Origin of the sequence: Bradyrhizobium arachidis, assembly GCF_024758505.1 — a bacterium.
Lineage (GTDB): Bacteria > Pseudomonadota > Alphaproteobacteria > Rhizobiales > Xanthobacteraceae > Bradyrhizobium > Bradyrhizobium manausense_C.
The window spans coordinates 7,627,673-7,647,296 of the sequence record NZ_CP077970.1; the positions used below are offsets into that span (position 1 = coordinate 7,627,673).

The window sequence follows — 19,624 nt, forward strand, 5'->3', positions numbered from 1 at the left end:
GTTAAGCCATTGTGACCATTTGTTGTAATCCGTGTGCCGCTTGTGCGGGCAGTCTGCCTCGCCAAGCACCGCTCCCAAGAGGACCGGTTGTCTGCTACTGGTTCCGCTCGCCCACGGCATGGAGTTCCGGAGTGCCTCTTTCTGCTGCTGCCCTGCTCGGTTTCATCGCGGCAGCCCCCCTCGCGGGCCCCGTTCAGACTGATGGCCTCTGCCCCGGTGAGACGGCAGCCTCCGCCTGCGTGGTGCGCGTCGCGGCCCCCTCGGCGTGGAAGTTCAGCCGCACGCAAGGGAGCAAGGAGGGCGAGAGCTTCGCCGCCATCACGAAAACGGCCGATACGGTCCAATCCGATGCCGATTTTGCCGGCCTGATCATCCGCTGCGCGCCGAAGGGCAAGATCGACGTGTTGGTAGCTCTGATTCGGCCCTTCCCGCCGAGGAGCCACCCCAAGGTGACGATCACGTCGTCAACAGGAGGCACCCTGACGGTCGAGGCCAACATGGCGGCCGCGGGCGCCGCTGTGCTGTTGCCCGACGAGGTCTCGGCCTTTGCCGCCGGCAAATGGCAGACGACGCCCTCGCTTTCGGTGGCGGTCAAAGAAAATGACAGCGAAATCAAAGGGGTCGTCGGCCTGAACGGGCTGCGCGAAGCCTACAATTCGCTGCTCGCCAATTGCGGTCAATAGATCAAGGTTTAGCCCTCCACTTAAGGGTGTTTTAGGGGTCGGGAACCTAAAGTCCGAAGCACGGGGGTGTTTCGGATGGCTGAGCTTTGGATTCTTTGTTTTCTCGTGGGCGCGGTGCTCGGGCAGCGCTTTCGGGTCTTCGTGCTCTTGCCGTTGACACTTGCGATGGCGCTCGTTGCGCCTGCGATCGGCTTGGTCGCACAACTCTCCTTCTTTGACGGGCTGAAGGCCTTCATCCTCTGCGCGCTCGCCGCTCAAGGCGGCTATCTGTTCGGCTCGCTCGCCCGCTTCTGGCTCGCGGCCTCACGCGCGTCGCGTATCTTCGCTCGCCCGCTGAAGACCGCGCGCTAGACGCTCCCGCAAGCATCGTTTTCGATTCGCGTCACAGGTCTGTCGTGATCGGACCGCCGCTTGAAATGCGGATGGTGGCTTGTATGGTGGTCTGATCTTTCAGGCCTTCGTTCGAGCGCGCCGTTTGTCCCTCGCCTATTTCGCCCTCATCCTCGCGATCGTTTCCGCTTCCATCCTTGAAATCGCCGGCGCCCAATTCAGCGCGCCGATGGGAATGGCCGCGGCCGCACTGGGCGTGCTCGCAGCCTCCTTGAGCGCGCGAAAGGCCGACTACGACCATTATCTTCGAGCCGTCGCCTGGACCCGCTGGTTTCTCGTCATCGTTCCCATCGGCATTGCGCTCCAACTGCTTCCGGTCTGGCTCTCGCTCGCACACCCGATCTGGGCGAGCGCGCGTGAGGCCGTGGGCGCCTTGCCGTTTGGGTTCATCACCGCCGATGTCGGACTGACGCTGAACGCGCTCGCCTTGGCGCTGTCGGCGGTCTCCCTGATCGGCGTGGCCATTGTGGTCTCCCGCGACCGCGGCCGCGCCGAGCTGATTCTGTTCGTCCTGGGCGGCGTGACGACGGTTTCGGCCCTCGTGCTGGTCCTGCACGGCTCATCGCCGACGCTGGCGAGCGCATCCTTGACGGGTCTTGCAACCACGCTCGGTGGCCTTGGCCTCCTCGTCAATCTCGCCGTCATGCAGTTAGCCGCCGAACGGGCCGAGACCCATCATGCGCTGTCCCGCTCGATTGCCATCGGCCTTTGCGGCCTCGTCGGCGCGCTGATTTGCGCGCTGGCGGTCTTTGGCTTTTCCGGTACCGGCAGCGCCATCGGCGCGACGTTCGGCATCGTCCTGGTGCTCTTGATCCTGGTGATCCGGCGTCTCGACCTGTCGGCTCTTGCCGCCGCAGCCTTGTCGGTCGCAGCGCTGGTCGGGGCCGCGATCGTGCTCGCCTTTGTGTTCGAGGAGGGCTCAGGATCTGCGCTGCTGCGGCTCGCGCCTGATACGGCCGGCGGGTTGAAGCCGACGCTCGAGCGGATGCTTGCCGACACGCGATGGTTTGGCGCCGGCGCGGGCGCCTTCGCCGCCGTATCGCGCATCTATCAGAGCGATCCGGGACAGCTCTTGCCCGCGCCCTCGGCGGCCGCCGCGATCTTCGTGGATATGGGTTGGGTGGGTCTTGTCGCTGCGTTTGCCGTTCTTGCCGCGCTTCTGCTGCGCCTGTTCTTTGGCGCCCTGGCGCGCGGGCGCGACTCCTTCTTCCCGGCGGCCGCGGCCGCCTGTCTTAGCTTTACGCTGGTTGAAGCCTTCTCAGGTCCCGGCCTGCTCCGCCCGGCCGCCATCTTGTGCCTGTCGGCGATTGCGGGACTCGGCCTATCGCAAAGCATCGGCCAATCCTCACGATCCTGACGTCCGGCCCAAGCCGGCGATCAGACACTGCGCTCGCCGAGGGAAGCCCAATAGTTCGGATTCTTCGGCGTCTGGATCCGCACCCAGCGATAGGACTTTTTGAACCAGGGCAGGATGTGTGGGCTGATATTGTCCAGCACGAGATCGCCGCTAAGAGTGCGCACCACGACCACGAGATGATGCTGCCCCCCGGAGGTCACGACTTCGCTGAGCAGCACCGATCGCGCCGGAAAGCCCTTCGCGATTAACTCGTGGCGCTTTGTCACGGCGTAGTCGTTGCAGTCGCCGCTGGAGGGATGCAGGAGCCACTTCTCACCCGCCAGGCCCTCCATATTGGGCTCCGGTCGGATCGCAAGATTCACCTGACGGTTGACTTGGTTGAGCTCGGTCCAGCGCTGGGGCGTCAGCTTGAGCCGGCCACGCCTGAACACCATCAGGCGCGGCTTGCACTCGTTCTCGTATTTCAGGCAAAACAACGTGAACGCCATCGGCGGCAGCGTCGGCGCGTCGAATTTGATGTATTGAATTGCGCTACCCAGTCCCATTGGTGCGCCTACGAGGTCCGCCTCCACCTCGCGCGGAACCCCGATCGACACGATCGAGGCGATCGCCAGGAATTTCGCAGCTTTGCGCATTTTGCGCTCCCCGTTCTTGTGGAAGGGGAATTCACAAAATACCTCTCAAGTATGCCTCACCCGTCCGAGTGGCAAACCAATCAAACAACAACTTCAACAATCTTTGGCTGTATTTGTTCCCTGGTTCGCCGAAGGCCGCCGCGCTCGTGGACATCATGCGATTGGCCAAGAGGCAAGGAATTGGCGACTCGTCAGACGTTCCGATCGGCGAGCGACGCCCAGTAGTTCGGATTCTTCGGCGTCTGGATGCGCACCCAGCGATAGGACTTCTTCGACCAGGGCAGGATTTGACCGGTAAGGTTGTCCAGCACGAGATCGCCGGAGAAGGTGCGCACCACGACGACAAGGTGATGCTCGCCCCACGTGGTCACGACTTCGCTGAGAAGCACCGAGCGGGCCGGAAACCCCTTGGCAATGAGATCGTGACGTTTTGTCACAGCGTAATCGTTGCAATCACCGCTCGTCGGATGCAGCAGCCATTTCTCGCCGCGCAACCCTTCCAGATTGGCTTCCGGGCGGATCGCGCTGTTGACGTGCTGGTTGACCTCTTGCACCTGCGCCAGCCGTTCGGGCGTGAGCTTCAGACGACCGCCCCGGAATACGATCTGCCGCGGCCTCGGCTTACACTCGTCCTTGTACTTCAGGCAAAAGATCGTGAACGCCATCGGCGGCAGTGTCGGCTGATCGAACTTGATGTATTGAATGGCGCCGCGCAGCCCCATCGGCGCACCGACGAAGGCAGCCTTCGCGCTTTGCTGAACCCCGGCAGCAAACACAATGGCAGCAACGGCCGCCAGGTACTTCACAACGTTGCGCATGTCGCGCTCCCCCGTTTCTTATTGGGGGCAAGCTACAGAACACCTCTTGAAATACGGCTCAAGGGAGACGCGATCCTTTAATCAAACCGCCTGGAAGTCTTTCAGAACCAATTAAGATTACCGGTATGCAACTTGTTCTGCTAAGAGCGATCACGATCCCTGCTCATAGTGACAGATGCGATTCGATCGACCTGATGGGCCTTACCCGACGCTTTCGTAAGAAGAACAAGCCCCGGCTGCCCGACGGAGTCCGCGTCTACGCGATCGGCGACGTGCACGGCCGGGCCGATCTTCTTCAATCCCTGTTAACGGTGATCGACGCCGATCTGAGGCGCTCTGCGCCCGGGCGGGCCATCCAGGTCTTCCTCGGCGACTACGTCGATCGCGGCCCGAACTCCCGCGCCGTGCTGGACATCCTGATCGAACGATCAAAGTCGCACGAGACCGTATGCCTGAAGGGCAATCACGAGGTCTTCCTGCTCGAGGTGTTGCAGGACCCGAGCCGGCTCCAGGAATGGCGTCATTACGGCGGCCTGCTCACGCTCGTCTCCTACGGCGTGACCCCGACCATGAATCCGACCGCAGAGGAGCAGGTCGAATTGATCGAGGCGCTCAAGCGCGCCCTTCCGGCCGAGCACCTCAGCTTCCTTCAGCAACTGCCGTCCTCCTTCAGCTGCGGCGACTTCTTCTTCGCCCATGCCGGCATCAAACCCGGCATCCCGCTCGAGCGGCAGCGCGACGAGGACCTGCTCTGGATCCGTGACGAATTCCTGAACTCCGAAGAAAGCTTCGGCAAATATGTCGTCCACGGACATACGCCGGTCAGCGCACCCGACATTCGTCCCAATCGCATCAATATCGATACCGGCGCCTATGCCACCGGCAACTTGACCCTGCTGACGATCCAGGGCGATAGTCTGCTCGCAATCTAGAGCCTCGCCGCAAGAGGCAGGTTGCGGCTAATCTTTTTGCCAAATGTCTCTCAGCTGTGGTTTGAGGCTTCGCGCATGATCCGACTGGACTGGCTTCGCGCGCTCGGCGCCGTCCTTGCAGCGGTGCTGCTGATCTATGCTGGCCTTGGCTTGGTCGGCCATCTCGCGCAGCCGTTGGCCGCTCCCTTGGCACTGCTGTCGCTTGATGGAGATTTGCTCGCCAGCGATGCCGCCAGCAGGGCCGCCGAGGTCCTGCACCGGCCGGCCAGCGATGCGAAGGGCCGCAGCGAGGAAAACAAGGCCGCGCAGGACGCGCTGATCACCGCACTCAAGATATCGCCGATTCGGCCCGCGCTCTGGTTGGCACTCGGCGCGCTGAAGGCGCGATCGGGCGAACCCGCAACGCCCGCACTGAAGGTATCCTATCTGACGGGATCGGTCCCGGTGGAGGTCGCCTTCTCGCGGGTCCAGACCGTCACATCAACGTCGGCCGCAGCCGATGAAGAGATCAGGCTGTTTGCGACATCCGACATCCGCGCCGCGCTTGCCAAGCACACGCGGTTCGAGGCGCCACTCGTTGCAGCCTATGTGCAGGCGACGCCCGCGGGGAAGTCCCTGCTGCTGGAAGCGACCCAAGCCACCGATCCGGCGTTCAACGCGACGCTGCGCCGCTATTGACGGCGGGCTATTCGCTTAACGAACGGGTTTCGGGGCAATCGGCAAAAAGTCCTGGTCGCGCCGCGGCTGGTCCGATCGGCCCTGATAGACGAACATGCCCTTCTTGGTTGCGACGATGTCGCCCCGCTGCAAGCTTTCATCATTGAGCACGCGCTCGCTCGCGGCCCTCTCCGGATCTTCCGGAATCGGCCTGTAGAGCTCGGGGTTTTCGCGCCGCTCACGCGAGACCTCTTTGGCCCGCCGCTTTGCATCTTCGATACGCTGCCGCCAATCTTCACGCGACGGTTCGGGCTCGGCGGGAGGGAGGTAGTCGTTGACGCTTGGCTCCGGGTCCGTTTGCGCCAGGCAAGCAGGCGCACAGGCAGAAGCAAGCAGTCCAGCAGTAACGATCGCGACCGCCCCGAACAGCGCCCGGCCGCGCATTCCGACGTCGGGCGTGGTGTCGTGTCGCGCGGGCCGCACTTTGAGAACTCCAAAGAATAGTTCGCCAGAAGCCGCTCTTGTGTTCCTAACCACTCTATCCCGTCGCCAATTGCAAGAAAGCGAATTCACGGGCAAGGTTTCCACTTTAGTTTGGGAGATTTGCCTGTGTTTCGTAGCCTTGCCCGCTTCATGGCTTTCACCGTCCTCTTTGCAACGCTGCCTGCAACGGCGGGCCAGATCGAATATCCGCAAGTGATTCACACCCAGTACGAAGCCGTCGACCAGAAGGCCGGCGGTCATTTCGTGCTGTGGTCGGAGCGCGAAAAGATCTTCTACGGCCTGGATCAAAAGCTATTTCCGGGAGCCAAATATGTCGACATCACCCAGGTCACGCCGAGCGTGGGATCGATCACGCTGACCTATGTCGAGGTGCGCACGGTCAGCAGCACCACTTCCGACTATTTGTATCTGGCGGGCAATGTCCGCTTCCGCGTCAGCGGAATGACGCTCAAGTCCAGCAATTTTCCCGCCGGCGGCGGGATGACGCCCGGCGGCCAGTGATACAGTCGCTGCTTGGCCGCTCTCGTCGCCCGTCGTGAGGAGATGCCCTCGTCTGGCACGAAGGTGACGAGCATCTGGCGAACCCGAGCGCTTCTAGGGACCTCGTTAGCTCGCTGATCTTTATCTTCGGAATCCGCGTGGAGCTGCCGTCGAATGCCTCAAAAACCGTTATTGCTGCTAGCTGCCGGCATCGCCGCTTCCGCTGCGCTTGTCATGGCGGCTGACGCCAGTCCCATCTGCGTCAAGGAACGGACGCCGTTTGCACTAGCGGGGGACACGGTGACGTGGACGATGACCATCCCGCCTGGATCCGACTGCATCCAGGGCCTGCGTTGGTCGTACATGCAGATCTTCAAGGTATCGGTCGAGAGCGGACCATCAAGGGGACAATTGACCGTGCTCGGATCCGGCTTCCGCTATGTGGCAGAAGCCGGCAAGCAAGGTCCCGATAAATTCACCCTTCTGATCTCGGGTAAAAATCGTCACGGTGCAGGGACATCGACGCTGGAGGTCGAGGTCAATCCTGAATAACCCACTTAATGCCGGTCCTTTAGGACATGGGCCCTCCTGGATTTGCCGAAAATCGTTCACGGCAGCCGAATGGCGATGTTCTTTGGCTGGGTCTCTGGCTGGTTCTCTTGCCAGCCGGCGGCGCACTACCGGCGGCTCGAGCCGCTGGTGCGGGTCCGGTTGCCGTAATAGGGCACGGCACGTCCGCCCCTGGTCAGCGGCGCCCGGATTGTGCTCGGAATGTTGCGGGTCGCCGTGCTCGACGATGGCTGCGACGGGTTGACGACAATCACGTTGCGATTGGGTGTCGAGGGGTCATTAACCCCCTGCGCCCAAACGGCGGAAGGCACGAAGAGCGCGGCTGCGATCAGAATTACTCGTTTCATGCGGCATCTCCCGAAACAGGAAACGTCGGGCAGGCAGCGACTGTTCCTTCACAGTTCCCTGAGCCGCGGGTTACCGAGGCACCGCGACCAACTTGCCATCCCTCCAAACGCCCTGAGCCGCCATTCCCGGTCGCAAGGTGCCCGGCGCCAAGTTCCGCGTGGCCGTGGGCCGCGAGGCAGCCTGGACGGTTTGCGCCTTTTTCGTGGGCGTCGTGACGATGCTGGTGCTCGTGAGGTTAGCGGGATCCTTCACGCCTTGCGCGACAACAGGCTGTGCCAGGAAGGTCGAAAGAAGCAGGGCCGCCGCAACTGCGCGCATGATCGAACACCGGAAAGAGAAATTTTCGCGAATGTTGCAGGTTTTGCCGCAAAAGCAAGCGCCTTGACAACCATGATTGGCGACACAGGCTCCGTGTTGTTCACTTTGCGAGCACCTAGCGAAAGCGCGTTTTCCGGGTTACTTCATCGGTCTCGATGACCCACTCCGACAATTTCTCCGACACGGCTTCGAACGACCGGGCCATCAAGGCCGAATTCGTCCGCGTGCTGTCGGACCGTGTCCGCTCGATCTCCGGCGACCCCAAGCTGTTGCGGGAGACGGTCTACGAGCTGGCGCGGATCAAGCTTCAGGAGCAATTCACCCACCAGAACGTACGGGAGACGTGGGAAACCTTGCGCATTCTCGAACGCGCGATCGCCGAGGTCGAGGTTTCCTTCGAACGCAACCCCGTCTCCGCCTCGCCGCCGCCCGGCAATCCTGCGATCGTTACCGCCGTCCCACCTGACGTCGGCGTAGGTCCGCCGCCTGCAAAGCTCGAGCAAGAAACAAGGCGCCCCACTCCGCCGCCCGAACCCGCACGACCAAAGCGGACCGGCGCCTTCAGCCCCGTCATGCGCCTCGTCGCGATCCTTCTGGGCCTGGCGAGTGGCGTCGCTCTCGTTGCTTATTGGCCCCGATTGGCGACCTCGCTCGCGGTATTGCAGCAGCGTTCTCCGCCGACGACGCCCCAGCCCGCTTCGCCCCCGCGCGAGAACGAGGTTGCCGACCGCGCGCAAGGCGGCCAGAGCGATGGGCCTGCTGGCACAGCCTCGTCTGGTTTCCAATCCGCACAGCCGGCAATGCCGCTGCCAACCACCTTCGGCGTTTATGCCTTGAGCGACGGGCAGCTTCAGGAACTGAAATCGGTCCCTGGAAAGATCCCAGACCGCCGCGTCGCGATCTCGGCGGCGATCACGACGCCGAGTGCGACCACGCTCACCAGCGGCGATGCGAGGTTCATCGTGTTCAGGCCCGACGGGGGTGTTGATGCAAGCGGCACCGAAGTGCGAGTGGTGGCAAAGGTCTTGCGCGCGATGGGGGTCGACGCATCGGGCAAGGCCTCGATGGTGAACGCAGGCGACTCCTGGGTCATCCGCAGCATGTCCTTCCCCTACAAGGTCGGGCCGGTCGAGGAGCAGCCGCGCATGCTGCAACTGCAGCCGGAGACCGACGGCTTCACGCTGACGCCGGGCCGCTACGTGATCGTGGTCAAGGGGATCGGTTACGATTTCACCGTCGCGGGAGAGGCCACGGATCCCAACCAGTGCGTCGAGCGCATCAACGCGACCAACGGCGCGTTCTATTCGCCCTGCCCGCCACGGCGATAGACGGACAAAGCCTAGCCGAACCGCTACTTGCTCGGCTTGGCATCTTTGGCGGCGTCGCCCGGCTGGTCGTCGACCTTGCCGTTATTGGCGACACATTTGTTGAAATAGTCGCGCTTGTCCTTCGCCGTCCCCTTGGTGCTCCCGGCGGCGGGATTGCCGATCTGGCGCGGCGGATATGCTTTCGCCACGGCAGCGTCGCAGGCGCGCGCGACCTCGGCCGTGATCGCCGATGCCGTCGCAGGCGCAGCCAATATCAGGACAAGTGCAAACCCGATCGCCTTTGGCATGGTGCAGACGGACACTTGGCTTCTCCTCAAGTTTTTTCGAAGGAACCATAGCAAAAATCATCGACCAGCCAAACGACCAAAGTGTGCGCTGTCGACGCCGTGCACCGCGCGTTGGATCTTGCCGAGAGATGCACAATCAAGCTGAACAACCGCTGCAAGGACAGGAACTGCAATCCGTGCTCCTGAATTAGCCCTCAACACCGCAGGAGGAAAGCAGCCGTGGTATCGACCAAATTCGTATTGCTGTTGGCCGCCGCCATCGCGGCCACGCTCGTCGCGACCATCGCGCAAGGCGGCGGCGGAGGAGGAGCTGGCGGCGCTGCCGCAGGCGGGAGCGCAGCTTCGTCGGGCGCTTCGGCAGGAACAGGCACATCGTCCGGTGCTGCCAGCACGTCGGGTAGCACCGGAGTCGGCGTCAATCCGCAGATGTCGACATCGGGCGTTGGCGTCGCGGATCGCCCCTCGTCCGGCACGACCTCTTCGCATCCCGGTATCGGTACCCTGCCTGGCGCAACGACGACGCAGCCGGGTCAGACCACGGGGATGACAGCGGAGACGCCCGCGCAGGCTCAGGCCCGGCGCAATGCCGGCGCAGGCCATGCTCCGAACGGCCAGCCCATCGGCTCACCAGGGACGGGCACAGGCAATAACGACTAGCGAGAAGTCCGGTCAGCTACTGAGCTGCTGCGACCTGAAATCGGGAAAGCGGGTCAGCATCGCCGCCTTGACGAATTTGAGGTGCGAGATCGTGCTCGCGAGCTCCTTGAGACGCCGCTGACCGTTCGAGATATCGGCGGCGAACAGGTCCTGGTGGTAGTTGTCCAGCGCTTCGCGCTCGAGATATTCATCGGTGCCGTTGCCGAAGGTGACCGACGCGCGCGCGAGCGCATCGTCAACGCGTCGGTTGAGGCCGGTCTGCTCCTTCTCCGCTTGCTCGATGGCGGCATCGATCGCGGTCATGATGGATCCAATTCGCGTGTGATCCGTCTCCGCATCGCGCTCGGCGGACCGCGCCTTGAATCGCTCCTCGCCGCGGCGAAGGCTCAGCAGATTGTGGGCACGTGCTCTGAGGAATAGCTGGAACATGTGGGCCATCCCGGTCCGAAGCTCTCAAACGCGCAGCATTGGTCAACCATGGTTAACAAAGGATAAATTTGCCGCGTCCGCGGCGCGACTTTGCACGATCCAGGCCTTCCATGCCAACTCATGCTTTGCATAGAGCTCGCGCCAGCGGATTTCCTGTGTCCTTCCTCCGGCGTCCCTCATCGCGTGTCCCGATTCAAACGCAGAGGCATCCTCCAGAGTTTCGAACTCGGTGGTCTCCTCCAGCGAGAGGCCGATCAAGACGCGATGCCCATGGCCATCGACAAAATAGCGGCGGGGCGCGTTGCCGTTTTGCTCAATCATATTGGGCGCTCTCCTTCTCAATCCAGGGGAGAACTTCGAGACGAGGGCCGCAGGCCCGGATAGGAACGACCAGGCTAGGCGTCATGCCAGGCAACGCAGTGAAATTCGCCATCGACGCCTTCCCACCCCGCGCAATTCGGGACCGATTGATCGTGCAATGATCATGTTCTCTAGGCATTCGCATCGACGCTCACAAGAACCGCCGCTCCTTAACCTAACCACACATGGTTACTTCCGGTCTTGAGATCATCTCGTCGATCTCATCAACAGGCGACGAAGGCCCGCCCCGCGCTCCTCATCCTGCCGGATGTCGACTTTGTCCGCCTCCGAGCGCCGTCGATGTATAGGGCGCATAGAGGCGATATCTCGCAAGACGCTTATGGGACCGCCAGGCTCTGACGCCATAGCCGCAACCAAAGCCCGCAGCGAAGATCGATGACAGAATCAAGGCCAGCATCATTGGAATGTTTCCACGTAAGCGGAACGCTCCTCCCCCCTCACATTTCATCGGTTCGCCGTGCCGACTTCAAGGCACCAAACGCTGAAAGTTTTGTCAGACGACGATGAAGTTTGTGCAACGGTCTGCTTGAAGAGTAGCCTTGCACAAGGTTCCGCTGCCATTTGTTGGCTCAGGGCTGTTCCATCAAGGTTAAGCGATCAAATCGGAATCGATGGGCCGGCGCGATTTGACCTCATTGCCCGCACGCACTATCCCTCACCGGACATTCAGCCTCAGCGAGAGACAAAGCACGGACGACATGACCGACAGACCCATCGTTCTCGTCACAGGCGGCGCAGGCTATATCGGCTCGCACGCCTGCAGAGCGCTCGCCGCTTCCGGCTATGAGCCCATCGTCTATGACAACCTCAGCACCGGGCATCGCGGCTTCGTGGCCGGCCGGCTCGTCACCGGCGACCTGCTCGATGCGGCAACGCTGGCACGCACCTTCGCCGAGCAAAAGATCTCGGCCGTGATGCACTTTGCTGCGGCGAGCCTGGTTGGCGAGTCCGTCGTCGATCCGCAGAAATACTACATCAACAACGTCCAGGGCACGCTGACACTGCTCAACGCCATGCGCGAGGCCGACTGTCGTCGTATCGTGTTCTCATCGACCGGCGCGGTCTATGGCAACGCCGATTCCAAGGCGCTGCCCGAGGATTTTCCGTGTGCCCCGATCAATCCATACGGCGCCTCGAAATGGATGATCGAGCGCATGCTCGCCGATTATCGCAGAGCTTACGGCTTCGGCGCGTTCTGCCTGCGCTATTTCAATGCCGCCGGTGCAGACCCGGATGGCGGTATCGGCGAGCTGCGCGATAACGAGACGCACCTCATTCCGCGCGCGATGATGGCGTTGCAGGGGCATCTTGCGGACTTCGCCGTCTTCGGCGACGATTATGATACGCCCGACGGCACCGCGATCCGCGACTACATTCACGTCACCGATCTTGCTGCGGCCCATATCGCGGCGCTCAAACTCCTGCTCGAAGGACATGCCGGTGACAGCTTCAATCTCGGCACCGGCTCGGGGTTTTCGGTCCGTGAAATCCTCTCCGCGATCAGGCAAGAGACCGGGCGCGACGTTCCTCAAATCGTCAAGCCGCGACGGGCTGGCGATCCGACCTATCTGGTCGCCGATCCCTCTGCCGCGCGCAAAATGCTGAGCTTCGTTCCCCGCCATTCCGATCTGCCGACCATCATCCGGACCGCCTGGGCCTGGCACCAGACGGCGCATCCGCTCAGGCAGGCATAGCCGGACCTGACACGGTCACTCCCCGCCGCCGAGGAGATCCAGCTCGCTTGCCAGGGCTTCTTGCCAGGAAGGCGTAACGACGCCGAACACCTCGCGCGGGCGTGTGAGATCGAGCCGTGAATTGGCCGGTCGTCGCACCCTGGAGGGATACTCGCTCGTTGTCGTCGCCCGGACGCGTCTGGCCTTGATGGCCTGTCCTCTCGCCCGGAGCCCCTCCACGATGGAAGAGGCAAAGCCATGCCGGCTTGTGCTCCCGGAATTTGCAAGATGCACGACGCCGCCTGCTCTTGCAAAACTCGCGCTCAGCTCCCGTGGTGAAGGATGCTGGGCGATAATGGCTGACACGGATCGTCCGATCGATGCCGCCGACGTGGGGGCACCAAATTGGTCGGCGACCACTCTGAGCTCGTCCTGCTCCTTCGCCTGGCGAATGATGGTCCGCAGGAAGTCATTTCCGGCCGCCGCGTAGACCCACGACGTGCGAATGATCAGGTGCGAGGCACCAGAGGCTTGCACGGCCCTTTCCCCCTCCCATTTGCTCCGACCATAGGCTGAAAGCGGATTGCACGCGTCGTCTTCACGCCAGGGCGTCTCACCCGAACCGTCGAAGACATAATCGGTGGAAAAATGCACAAGCGGCACGTCGTGCCGGGCTGCCCATCGCGCCATAGCGCGCGGTGCCTCGGCGTTAACGACAAGGGCAAGCTCGGGCTCGTCCTCCGCGCGTTCCACGGACGTGAAGGCGGCCGGATTGACGATGAGGTCGGGTCGGAGGCGATCGAGCTCGCTCGGGAGCCGTTCCGGAACGGTGAGATCGAACTGATCCCGACGTGGCGCCAGCACATCGAAACGTTCACTCAAGTACGGCAGCAGCGCCCCACCGACCTGTCCACTTGTCCCGGTCAGCAGGATTCGCATCAGATGTCGCCATAGCGGGGCAGGTTGGGGATATCCGCCAGCAGTGGGGCAGCTCTATCCTTCGCGGAAAGCAAGGGGGTTTCGATGCCCCAGGGGATGCCGAGCGCAGGGTCGTCCCACCGTATCGTGATCTCATCTTTCGCGCTGTAGAGCTGATCGCATTTGTAGAGAACGTCCGCTCTCTCCGAGAGCGTCAGAAAGCCGTGTGCAAAGCCCCGGGGAATCCATGCTTGCCGACGGTTTTCTTCGTCAAGTTCAATCGCGGCGTGGCGGCCGAAGGTTGGGCTGCCAATACGCGCATCAACCGCGACATCGAGAATGGCGCCGCTGACAACACTGACGAGCTTACCTTGCGCGTTGGGGTTTTGCAGGTGCAATCCCCGCAGCACTCCCTTGATTGAGCACGAAATGTTGTCTTGCACGAAAGAAGCCGAAATACCGTGCTCAGCATACCGGCTTGCCTGGTAGCTTTCGAGCAAGACGCCGCGGGCGTCACCGACAAGCCGCGGCTGGACGATCAAGACATCCGGAAGATCGCTCGCAAAGACGTTCATCCTGTTCGACCTAGCCCCAAAGCACCTGATCGGCCAATCAATATCCAACTTGCGCGAGCCGTGCCATAGGCTATCAAGGAATGGATATCGCCTGAACGCCAAGAGCAGCTATGGCGAATATTTGCTGTCGGTTCATCGCTTGCTCAGCCGGGAGGCTGCGATCATCGAGCAGGGATTGAATGCGCTTCGAAGGGTCAACCATTTTCGTCACGGGCGGCGCCGGCTTCATCGGCTCGGCCGTCATTCGTCATTTGCTGGCGGACACCGGAGCCCGCGTTGTCAATATCGATAAGCTGACCTACGCCGCCAATCTGGCTTCGCTTGCGGGCTACGAGGGCAACCCGCGTTACGCTTTCGAACGGCAATGCATTTCCGACGACGCGGGCCTGCGCAAATTATTCGATAAGTTTCGGCCGACCGCAGTGATGAATTTGGCGGCAGAAAGTCACGTCGATCGTTCCATCGACGGACCAGCCGAGTTCATCCGGACCAACATTGTCGGCACCTTCAGCCTGCTTCAGGAAGCGTTGCGCTACTGGCGCGCACTCCACCCGGACGGACGCGCGCAATTTCGGTTTTTGCATGTTTCGACCGATGAAGTTTTCGGCTCGCTCGGTCGTGACGGGCTGTTCACGGAGCAGACGGCCTACGCCCCCAACTCGCCCTACTCTGCCAGCAAGGCCTCGTCCGACCATCTGGTTCGCGCGTGGCGCGAGACCTATGAACTGCCGACTTTGGTGACGAACTGCTCCAACAATTACGGGCCCTATCACTTCCCCGAAAAGCTTATCCCGCACATCATCATCCGTGGGCTGGCGGACGAGTCCCTCCCCGTCTATGGCGACGGCAAGAACGTGCGCGACTGGCTCTATGTCGAAGATCACGCTCGGGCGCTGACGCTCGCGCTTGAAAACGGCAAGGTCGGCGAGACCTATTATGTCGGCGGCCGGAGCGAGCGCACCAACCTTGAGGTGGTGGAGCAGGTCTGCGATCTGCTCGACGCGTTCGCGCCAAGCACGCGTGGATCGCGGCGCGATCTCATCACCTTCGTCACCGACCGTCCGGGCCACGATCGCCGCTACGCGATGGACTCCGGCAAGATCGAGCGTGAGCTTGGCTGGCGTGCGCACGAGAATTTCGAGAGCGGCCTAGCCAAGACCGTTCGCTGGTTCTGCGAGAACCGAAGATGGTGGCAGGACATTCTCGACCGCGGATATCAACGCACGCGCATCGGACTGGGTTAAAAAACCCGTGCTTCTACGGAGCATCTCTCGCCAAGTAAGGTTGAGCAGTTAGCTTAATCCGCAGTCCTTGTTGCGCGTTTTTTTGGATCGCCTATCCCTCTCACCACCGGGCTTCCCCAAGGCCCGGCCCCACCCAAGCAAAGCCGTCGAGCGAACATGGGTCCGCTTGGCGGCTTTGTCGTTCCGTTCGCGTGAGAGGATCGTTTCGGTTATGGCGCGCAAGCCCTGGTCGTTCAAGGAAGACCGCCGGTTGATGGAGCTGGCCAAGTCTTCGATATCGCTGGAAGAGGCTGCCAGGCAGCTCGGCCGGTCACCCGACGCAGTCAAACGGATGGCGCTGCGGCTCGGCCTGTCGATCAAGCCGAAAAACGCCAAGAAGAGCTAAAAGCGCTCCCTCCCGCCTGCCTCGCCCCATGCAGATATGGAACTCGCCTCCACGTGGCGCGTTATCCGGGATGAGCGAAGCAAATTGAGGGCTTGGCCGTGGCGCACATTGCCATCTGCACAATGCTTGTCTGGCTTGCGATCAACATTGCTTTCGTCGTGCTACGGCTATGGGTCACGCGGCCGAGCGGACCGGGCCTTCTGCGACATGAGGTTGAGGTGCCTCAAGGCTCTCAAATGAGGCCGGTGCCCGTTCGGGACCGCAAGCGCCGCTAAGCGGCGATCGCCTACCGGTTCAATGCCCCCTCGGCCGGGGTCCTCTAAACCTAATTTTAGCGCCTGCCGCGGTAGGGTCAGGTCATCGCATTTTAACCCCTCCCGGGCCGGATGACGTTGCGGCGGGCGAACCTCGTACTGGCGGCGCTCGTACTTGCGAGCACGGCTGCGTTCGGCCTGGCGGGACACTTCGCCGCCACGAGTTTCATCCGCCATCAACAGGCACGCCAGCTCGCCGAGTTGACCGAAGTCGTGCTGCGCCGATCCGAATTCGCGGTCGATTTCGCCGCCGCGAGCCTCGACGATCTCGCCGGCCGCGGTTTTGCCAATTGCGAACCGGCTGCGTTACAGGCGGTCCGCCTCCACGTCTATCAGCGCTCCGCGATCAAGGATGTCCGCCTCGTCAATCCCGACGGCTCGGTGATCTGCTCGGCCTATTCCGAGACGCTGGAATTCGACAAGGGCTGGGTCGACCGCGCGGACATGCTGGCCTCGCGCGACAAGAAGCTGTTCCTGTTCCGCGTCGAGCAGTTCGGCGGCGACGCGCTCGGCGTGCTCAGGGACATCGACGCGAAGAAGGCGCTGGTTGCCATTCTCGGCGTCAATGCGAGCCTGTTCGACATCATGCCGGCCGAGCTGCGCGCTCACAGCGAGGTGCTGCTCTCGCTCAACAACGGTGAAAAACTCGGCGAGTTCGTGCTTGACGCGGACAAGGCGCTGCCCTTCCCGACCGATGTCGAAAAGAGTTCGGCGCGCTATCCCATGCGGACCACCATCCGCGTCGAACGCGCGGTGTTGTCGACCTGGAACACCGAGGCCTACTGGCCGGCAATGGCGGTTGCGCTAGGGCTCGGCGTCCTCTTCGGCGTCTTGTCGGCGCGGAGCCGGCGGATGGAGGGGCCCGTCGCCGATCTCGACCGGGCGCTCGCGCGCCACGAGTTCAAACCCTACTTCCAACCGATCTTCGATCTCGAGACCCGCGCAATCAAGGGTTGCGAGATTTTGGCGCGCTGGCAGCGCGAGGACGGCTCCGTCGTGCCGCCCATGAATTTCATCCCGCTCGCAGAGTCGAGCGGGCGCATCCAGGCCATGACCTGGCACTTGCTCGAGCGCGCCCTGTCCGACCTGCGGCCGCATCTGCGGGCCAACAAGGATTTCAAACTCTCGCTCAACGTCGTACCAAAGCATCTGCTCAGCGCCGGCTTCGTCGAAACGCTCCGCCGCACGGTGCTGTCGGCCAGAGTCTCCACGCGCCAGATCGTGGTCGAGGTGACCGAGCGCGATGAGCTCGACGACCTCGCGCGCGCGGCCGCCGTGGTCGCGGAGCTGCGCGATTATGGCTTCCGTGTCGCCATCGATGACGTCGGCGTCGGCCACAGCGGGCTGTCGCGCCTGAAGGGCCTGGGCGCAAATACGATCAAGATCGACAAGTTTTTCGTCGACACCATCACGCTCGACGCCTCGACCACGACGATCGTGGAAATGCTGGTGACGCTCGCTAGGGACCTGCACATGACCGTGGTCGCCGAAGGCATCGAGACCGAGGAACAGGTCCGCGCGCTGATGGCCTGCGGCGTCCAGGAAGGCCAGGGCTATCTGGTGGGCGCACCCTTACCGGTCGCAAAGTTCATTGAACTCCTGGGCGCGCGCTGTAACAAGGGCGTCGGAAAACCCGGACCCGTGAGTACGGCCCTGGTTGCGTGAGCGGGCGCCCCAAAGCCAGGTCTAGCCTAGGTCCTTTCGCGGCGCCGTCTGGTACGTCAGCGAATGTAGAAATAGCCATTCCACCGCGCGTTTACCGGCTGACGGTTTGCTTTCAGCGCCCGAACTTCCTCGACCGATCTCAGATACGGTCCATAAACTGCCGGTGGATACACGTCATCCCAATAAACATATCCAGACGCGGATCTCTGCGACGAGGGGATCGATAGCTCGGCACTCGAAGCCGTGCCGGGCATCAGAGAACTGCAGGCACAAAAAGCAACGATTGGCGCAAGCACATGAAGCTTCATGAAAATCGTCCTCTTCAAAATGGGCTAATCCCGGGATAATGCGTTCGACCTCGGGAAGTTGCAAGGCCGCTTCCCGTTTGGTCCTCCCCAAGGTTGCCGTCCGTGCATACCGGCGAGGAAAGTTGTCTCGCCCGCCTGCAGCATCCAGTATGAGGCTGCCCCGCCGGCACCGCCCCAGCCGGATGCTTGGATCTCGTCTACTTCACCATCTGCCCGCGCAGCTCACCACCCGGATTCGCCGCGGTATGGATGTTCGCGTACCACTTCCCGGCCAACAGGTCGGCGGCCTGTGCATCGGTCAGGGTGGCGGTGCCCTGGATCGGGCTTTGCGCCGACTTGAAGGGCAGCGCGATGCCGGCGTTCTTGCCGGCTTCGCTGGGCCCATGGAAATGCGCGCCCATCGCCGGTCCCGTGAGACCGTTATAGGTGACAGTGTAAGTCAGGGTCTTGGTATCCGTGTCGTAGGTCGCCTCGGCCTTGCCCGAGCCGGAACTGTTGTTCGGCGGCACCTCGCTGCTGCCCTTGAGCTCGCCGCTCAACTTCACCACCTCGGCGCGGGCCGCGGAACCCAACAGCGTCACGCCCAACAGCATCGCACCCGCCAGACACACGGCCTGCTTCATGTCAGCCTCCCCAGGGTCTTTGACTCGTTTGGTTGAAACACCGTCGGTCAGGGCAAATTCCGGCCGCGGGCTCACCCTGATTCGAGCCGATTATACTGATGGCTGCAACTTGTACTATCGGATCATCCGGAGGCTGCGGCACTCTTGCGAAGTAAAGGCTATGCGGACACGGCGCCGCGCCGCCCGCCTGCCGCGTCCGGCGTCAGGAGCTCGACCATCTGCTGGTGCGTATCGCGCAGCGCCGCAATGGCGAAGTCGAGATCGAACTCCGCGTCGCGAACGGCGGCGAAAAACTTGGCCGTGAGCGCAGGGTTCAGCTTGACGCGCGTACAGCCGTCGCGGCTCTTGCGGCGATCCAGCGACAGATGCGCGGCCAGATGCCTCGCCGCCGCGGCGTCGCAGCCGCACAGGGTCGCCAATTCGTCGTACGTCATCCAGATCTGGGGCATGTTCTTCACCGCATTGCAGACCGGCACGCTAGGCCGCAATTGTAAAGGCCGTGTTGCCACGCGGGCCGCGAGACAAGTACGATCTGCGCACCCTCAGAGCGCCTTCGCGAAGCCGTCAGGAGACCGGCCTCTTCGGCCCCGACTTGAACGGAGTTCGCGCGCGCGAACGGGCGTCCAAGGTCCTCGGGAGCTTGTCGGCCTTGAGCTTGACGACGGCGCATTTGGCTTCCGTCGCCGGCATCTCGTCCTGGCTGTAGATCAGCGTCGCCTCGAACAGCACCTCCGGGGCCTCTCTGGCCGTGCCCGAGCAGGTCGCCATCGCGCCGGTGCACACACCCGAGAGATCGACTTCGACCTCGTCAGGCCCGAACACGGTCGGTGGTCCCTGCGCATGCCGCCGCGTCGTCAGGACAGCGGTGAAGCGATCCTGGTCGACCTGGTAGGAGCCGCCATAGATGAAGAAACTGTCGCTGCCGGTGATCCGTCCACCAGCGAGTTGAACGATGCCGGTGCCCTGACCACGCGGGGTCCTGAACCAAGCAGCGTATTTGCCATCTCTGAGCATGGGTGTGCCTGCAACTGGAAGGCGCGTATGTGCTCCCAACTCTTGGGCGCGACAATGACCGATCGGCGAGCCATGTCGCGACGGTTAACGCCGCGCAAAACAATCCGGTCAAATTGACCTCGCGGCGCCGC

The 19,624-nt window shown here is 62.4% G+C and carries 25 protein-coding genes; 13 read left to right on the plus strand and 12 right to left on the minus strand.

Going from position 1 to position 19,624, the window contains the following annotated elements; all coding sequences use genetic code 11:
* The first annotated feature begins 239 nt into the window (after positions 1-239).
* From KUF59_RS35270 to KUF59_RS35280, 3 genes are all read left to right on the plus strand, one after another.
* Entirely contained in the window at positions 240-683 is a 444-nt protein-coding gene (locus tag KUF59_RS35270) for a hypothetical protein (RefSeq protein WP_258767791.1), read from the plus strand.
* Between the two features lie 75 nt (positions 684-758).
* Entirely contained in the window at positions 759-1,034 is a 276-nt protein-coding gene (locus tag KUF59_RS35275) for a hypothetical protein (protein ID WP_258767792.1), read from the plus strand.
* A gap of 124 nt (positions 1,035-1,158) precedes the next feature.
* Positions 1,159-2,430, plus strand: coding sequence for a hypothetical protein (locus KUF59_RS35280; protein ID WP_258767793.1), 1,272 nt, complete (start codon positions 1,159-1,161; stop codon positions 2,428-2,430).
* A gap of 20 nt (positions 2,431-2,450) precedes the next feature.
* Here KUF59_RS35280 and KUF59_RS35285 read toward each other — a convergent pair whose 3' ends face one another.
* Together KUF59_RS35285 and KUF59_RS35290 are read right to left on the minus strand one after the other, a co-directional pair.
* Positions 2,451-3,065 (minus strand): transglutaminase-like cysteine peptidase, encoded by a 615-nt coding sequence (locus KUF59_RS35285; protein ID WP_258767794.1) that lies wholly within the window; start codon positions 3,063-3,065, stop codon positions 2,451-2,453.
* Between the two features lie 191 nt (positions 3,066-3,256).
* The gene (locus tag KUF59_RS35290) at positions 3,257-3,883 is read right to left on the minus strand and encodes a transglutaminase-like cysteine peptidase (protein ID WP_258767795.1); all 627 of its coding nucleotides are present in this window, start codon (positions 3,881-3,883) and stop codon (positions 3,257-3,259) included.
* Between the two features lie 194 nt (positions 3,884-4,077).
* Here KUF59_RS35290 and KUF59_RS35295 point away from each other — a divergent pair, with 194 nt between their 5' ends.
* Together KUF59_RS35295 and KUF59_RS35300 are read left to right on the plus strand one after the other, a co-directional pair.
* Positions 4,078-4,815, plus strand: coding sequence for a metallophosphoesterase family protein (locus KUF59_RS35295; protein ID WP_258767796.1), 738 nt, complete (start codon positions 4,078-4,080; stop codon positions 4,813-4,815).
* A gap of 75 nt (positions 4,816-4,890) precedes the next feature.
* Positions 4,891-5,493, plus strand: a complete 603-nt coding sequence (locus KUF59_RS35300) for a hypothetical protein (RefSeq protein WP_258767797.1) — start codon at positions 4,891-4,893, stop codon at positions 5,491-5,493.
* Positions 5,494-5,508: 15 nt separating this feature from the next.
* On the opposite strand, the gene KUF59_RS35305 is transcribed toward KUF59_RS35300, so the two are convergent.
* Entirely contained in the window at positions 5,509-5,955 is a 447-nt protein-coding gene (locus KUF59_RS35305) for a hypothetical protein (RefSeq protein ID WP_258767798.1), read from the minus strand.
* A 126-nt stretch (positions 5,956-6,081) separates the two neighbouring features.
* Here KUF59_RS35305 and KUF59_RS35310 point away from each other — a divergent pair, with 126 nt between their 5' ends.
* Both KUF59_RS35310 and KUF59_RS35315 read left to right on the plus strand, forming a co-directional pair.
* A complete protein-coding gene (locus KUF59_RS35310) occupies positions 6,082-6,477 on the plus strand; it encodes a hypothetical protein (protein ID WP_258767799.1) in 396 nt (131 codons plus the stop codon).
* Positions 6,478-6,630: 153 nt separating this feature from the next.
* Positions 6,631-7,008 carry a cadherin-like domain-containing protein gene (locus tag KUF59_RS35315; RefSeq protein ID WP_258767800.1) on the plus strand — a complete coding sequence of 126 codons (378 nt, stop codon included), beginning with the start codon at positions 6,631-6,633 and terminating at the stop codon, positions 7,006-7,008.
* A 125-nt stretch (positions 7,009-7,133) separates the two neighbouring features.
* On the opposite strand, the gene KUF59_RS35320 is transcribed toward KUF59_RS35315, so the two are convergent.
* Positions 7,134-7,373 (minus strand): hypothetical protein, encoded by a 240-nt coding sequence (locus KUF59_RS35320; RefSeq protein WP_258767801.1) that lies wholly within the window; start codon positions 7,371-7,373, stop codon positions 7,134-7,136.
* 474 nt (positions 7,374-7,847) lie between these two features.
* On the opposite strand from KUF59_RS35320, the gene KUF59_RS35325 reads away from it, so the two are divergent.
* The gene (locus tag KUF59_RS35325) at positions 7,848-9,020 is read left to right on the plus strand and encodes a hypothetical protein (protein ID WP_258767802.1); all 1,173 of its coding nucleotides are present in this window, start codon (positions 7,848-7,850) and stop codon (positions 9,018-9,020) included.
* Positions 9,021-9,043: 23 nt separating this feature from the next.
* Here the strand turns inward: KUF59_RS35325 and KUF59_RS35330 are convergent, their stop codons facing one another.
* The gene (locus KUF59_RS35330) at positions 9,044-9,322 is read right to left on the minus strand and encodes a hypothetical protein (RefSeq protein ID WP_258767803.1); all 279 of its coding nucleotides are present in this window, start codon (positions 9,320-9,322) and stop codon (positions 9,044-9,046) included.
* Between the two features lie 204 nt (positions 9,323-9,526).
* Between KUF59_RS35330 and KUF59_RS35335 the strand changes: the two genes are divergently transcribed.
* On the plus strand, positions 9,527-9,964 hold the full coding sequence (locus KUF59_RS35335) for a hypothetical protein (RefSeq protein WP_258767804.1): 438 nt from the start codon (positions 9,527-9,529) through the stop codon (positions 9,962-9,964).
* A 12-nt stretch (positions 9,965-9,976) separates the two neighbouring features.
* Here KUF59_RS35335 and KUF59_RS35340 read toward each other — a convergent pair whose 3' ends face one another.
* A complete protein-coding gene (locus tag KUF59_RS35340) occupies positions 9,977-10,393 on the minus strand; it encodes a hypothetical protein (protein WP_212461292.1) in 417 nt (138 codons plus the stop codon).
* Between the two features lie 42 nt (positions 10,394-10,435).
* Positions 10,436-10,714 carry a hypothetical protein gene (locus KUF59_RS35345; protein ID WP_258767805.1) on the minus strand — a complete coding sequence of 93 codons (279 nt, stop codon included), beginning with the start codon at positions 10,712-10,714 and terminating at the stop codon, positions 10,436-10,438.
* Between the two features lie 758 nt (positions 10,715-11,472).
* Here KUF59_RS35345 and galE point away from each other — a divergent pair.
* On the plus strand, positions 11,473-12,468 hold the full coding sequence (gene galE, locus KUF59_RS35350) for a UDP-glucose 4-epimerase GalE (protein ID WP_258767806.1): 996 nt from the start codon (positions 11,473-11,475) through the stop codon (positions 12,466-12,468).
* 15 nt (positions 12,469-12,483) lie between these two features.
* Here galE and rfbD read toward each other — a convergent pair whose 3' ends face one another.
* The gene (gene rfbD / locus KUF59_RS35355) at positions 12,484-13,386 is read right to left on the minus strand and encodes a dTDP-4-dehydrorhamnose reductase (RefSeq protein ID WP_258767807.1); all 903 of its coding nucleotides are present in this window, start codon (positions 13,384-13,386) and stop codon (positions 12,484-12,486) included.
* Positions 13,386-13,940 carry a dTDP-4-dehydrorhamnose 3,5-epimerase gene (gene rfbC / locus KUF59_RS35360; RefSeq protein WP_258767808.1) on the minus strand — a complete coding sequence of 185 codons (555 nt, stop codon included), beginning with the start codon at positions 13,938-13,940 and terminating at the stop codon, positions 13,386-13,388. The genes rfbD and rfbC overlap by 1 nt, the downstream gene beginning before the upstream one ends.
* 179 nt (positions 13,941-14,119) lie before the next feature.
* On the opposite strand from rfbC, the gene rfbB reads away from it, so the two are divergent.
* The 3 genes from rfbB to KUF59_RS35375 all read left to right on the plus strand — a co-directional run bounded on the left by rfbB (position 14,120) and on the right by KUF59_RS35375 (position 17,548).
* Positions 14,120-15,184: a dTDP-glucose 4,6-dehydratase gene (rfbB, locus tag KUF59_RS35365; RefSeq protein ID WP_258767809.1), complete on the plus strand. Its 1,065-nt coding sequence runs from the start codon at positions 14,120-14,122 to the stop codon at positions 15,182-15,184.
* 211 nt (positions 15,185-15,395) lie between these two features.
* On the plus strand, positions 15,396-15,569 hold the full coding sequence (locus KUF59_RS35370; RefSeq protein WP_212461298.1) for a hypothetical protein: 174 nt from the start codon (positions 15,396-15,398) through the stop codon (positions 15,567-15,569).
* A 386-nt stretch (positions 15,570-15,955) separates the two neighbouring features.
* A complete protein-coding gene (locus KUF59_RS35375) occupies positions 15,956-17,548 on the plus strand; it encodes an EAL domain-containing protein (RefSeq protein WP_258767810.1) in 1,593 nt (530 codons plus the stop codon).
* A 505-nt stretch (positions 17,549-18,053) separates the two neighbouring features.
* Here the strand turns inward: KUF59_RS35375 and KUF59_RS35380 are convergent.
* The 3 genes from KUF59_RS35380 to KUF59_RS35390 form a co-directional block, all read right to left on the minus strand.
* Positions 18,054-18,479: a CHRD domain-containing protein gene (locus KUF59_RS35380; RefSeq protein WP_258767811.1), complete on the minus strand. Its 426-nt coding sequence runs from the start codon at positions 18,477-18,479 to the stop codon at positions 18,054-18,056.
* Positions 18,480-18,637: 158 nt separating this feature from the next.
* Positions 18,638-18,928: a hypothetical protein gene (locus KUF59_RS35385; protein ID WP_212461302.1), complete on the minus strand. Its 291-nt coding sequence runs from the start codon at positions 18,926-18,928 to the stop codon at positions 18,638-18,640.
* A 115-nt stretch (positions 18,929-19,043) separates the two neighbouring features.
* Complete coding sequence (locus KUF59_RS35390) at positions 19,044-19,493, minus strand: hypothetical protein (protein ID WP_212461303.1); 450 nt, start codon at positions 19,491-19,493, stop codon at positions 19,044-19,046.
* Positions 19,494-19,624: the final 131 nt, after the last annotated feature.

Bases quoted from the DNA above. Each gene is read 5' to 3' on its own strand.
- KUF59_RS35275 (WP_258767792.1), top strand. From the start codon at position 759: ATGGCTGAGCTTTGGATTCTTTGTTTTCTCGTGGGCGCGGTGCTCGGG.
- KUF59_RS35285 (WP_258767794.1), bottom strand. From the start codon at position 3,065: ATGCGCAAAGCTGCGAAATTCCTGGCGATCGCCTCGATCGTGTCGATC.
- KUF59_RS35290 (WP_258767795.1), bottom strand. From the start codon at position 3,883: ATGCGCAACGTTGTGAAGTACCTGGCGGCCGTTGCTGCCATTGTGTTT.
- KUF59_RS35295 (WP_258767796.1), top strand. From the start codon at position 4,078: ATGGGCCTTACCCGACGCTTTCGTAAGAAGAACAAGCCCCGGCTGCCC.
- KUF59_RS35300 (WP_258767797.1), top strand. From the start codon at position 4,891: ATGATCCGACTGGACTGGCTTCGCGCGCTCGGCGCCGTCCTTGCAGCG.
- KUF59_RS35315 (WP_258767800.1), top strand. From the start codon at position 6,631: ATGCCTCAAAAACCGTTATTGCTGCTAGCTGCCGGCATCGCCGCTTCC.
- KUF59_RS35320 (WP_258767801.1), bottom strand. From the start codon at position 7,373: ATGAAACGAGTAATTCTGATCGCAGCCGCGCTCTTCGTGCCTTCCGCC.
- KUF59_RS35325 (WP_258767802.1), top strand. From the start codon at position 7,848: ATGACCCACTCCGACAATTTCTCCGACACGGCTTCGAACGACCGGGCC.
- KUF59_RS35340 (WP_212461292.1), bottom strand. From the start codon at position 10,393: ATGTTCCAGCTATTCCTCAGAGCACGTGCCCACAATCTGCTGAGCCTT.
- KUF59_RS35345 (WP_258767805.1), bottom strand. From the start codon at position 10,714: ATGATTGAGCAAAACGGCAACGCGCCCCGCCGCTATTTTGTCGATGGC.
- galE (WP_258767806.1), top strand. From the start codon at position 11,473: ATGACCGACAGACCCATCGTTCTCGTCACAGGCGGCGCAGGCTATATC.
- rfbD (WP_258767807.1), bottom strand. From the start codon at position 13,386: ATGCGAATCCTGCTGACCGGGACAAGTGGACAGGTCGGTGGGGCGCTG.
- rfbC (WP_258767808.1), bottom strand. From the start codon at position 13,940: ATGAACGTCTTTGCGAGCGATCTTCCGGATGTCTTGATCGTCCAGCCG.
- rfbB (WP_258767809.1), top strand. From the start codon at position 14,120: ATGCGCTTCGAAGGGTCAACCATTTTCGTCACGGGCGGCGCCGGCTTC.
- KUF59_RS35370 (WP_212461298.1), top strand. From the start codon at position 15,396: ATGGCGCGCAAGCCCTGGTCGTTCAAGGAAGACCGCCGGTTGATGGAG.
- KUF59_RS35375 (WP_258767810.1), top strand. From the start codon at position 15,956: ATGACGTTGCGGCGGGCGAACCTCGTACTGGCGGCGCTCGTACTTGCG.
- KUF59_RS35380 (WP_258767811.1), bottom strand. From the start codon at position 18,479: ATGAAGCAGGCCGTGTGTCTGGCGGGTGCGATGCTGTTGGGCGTGACG.
- KUF59_RS35385 (WP_212461302.1), bottom strand. From the start codon at position 18,928: ATGCCCCAGATCTGGATGACGTACGACGAATTGGCGACCCTGTGCGGC.
- KUF59_RS35390 (WP_212461303.1), bottom strand. From the start codon at position 19,493: ATGCTCAGAGATGGCAAATACGCTGCTTGGTTCAGGACCCCGCGTGGT.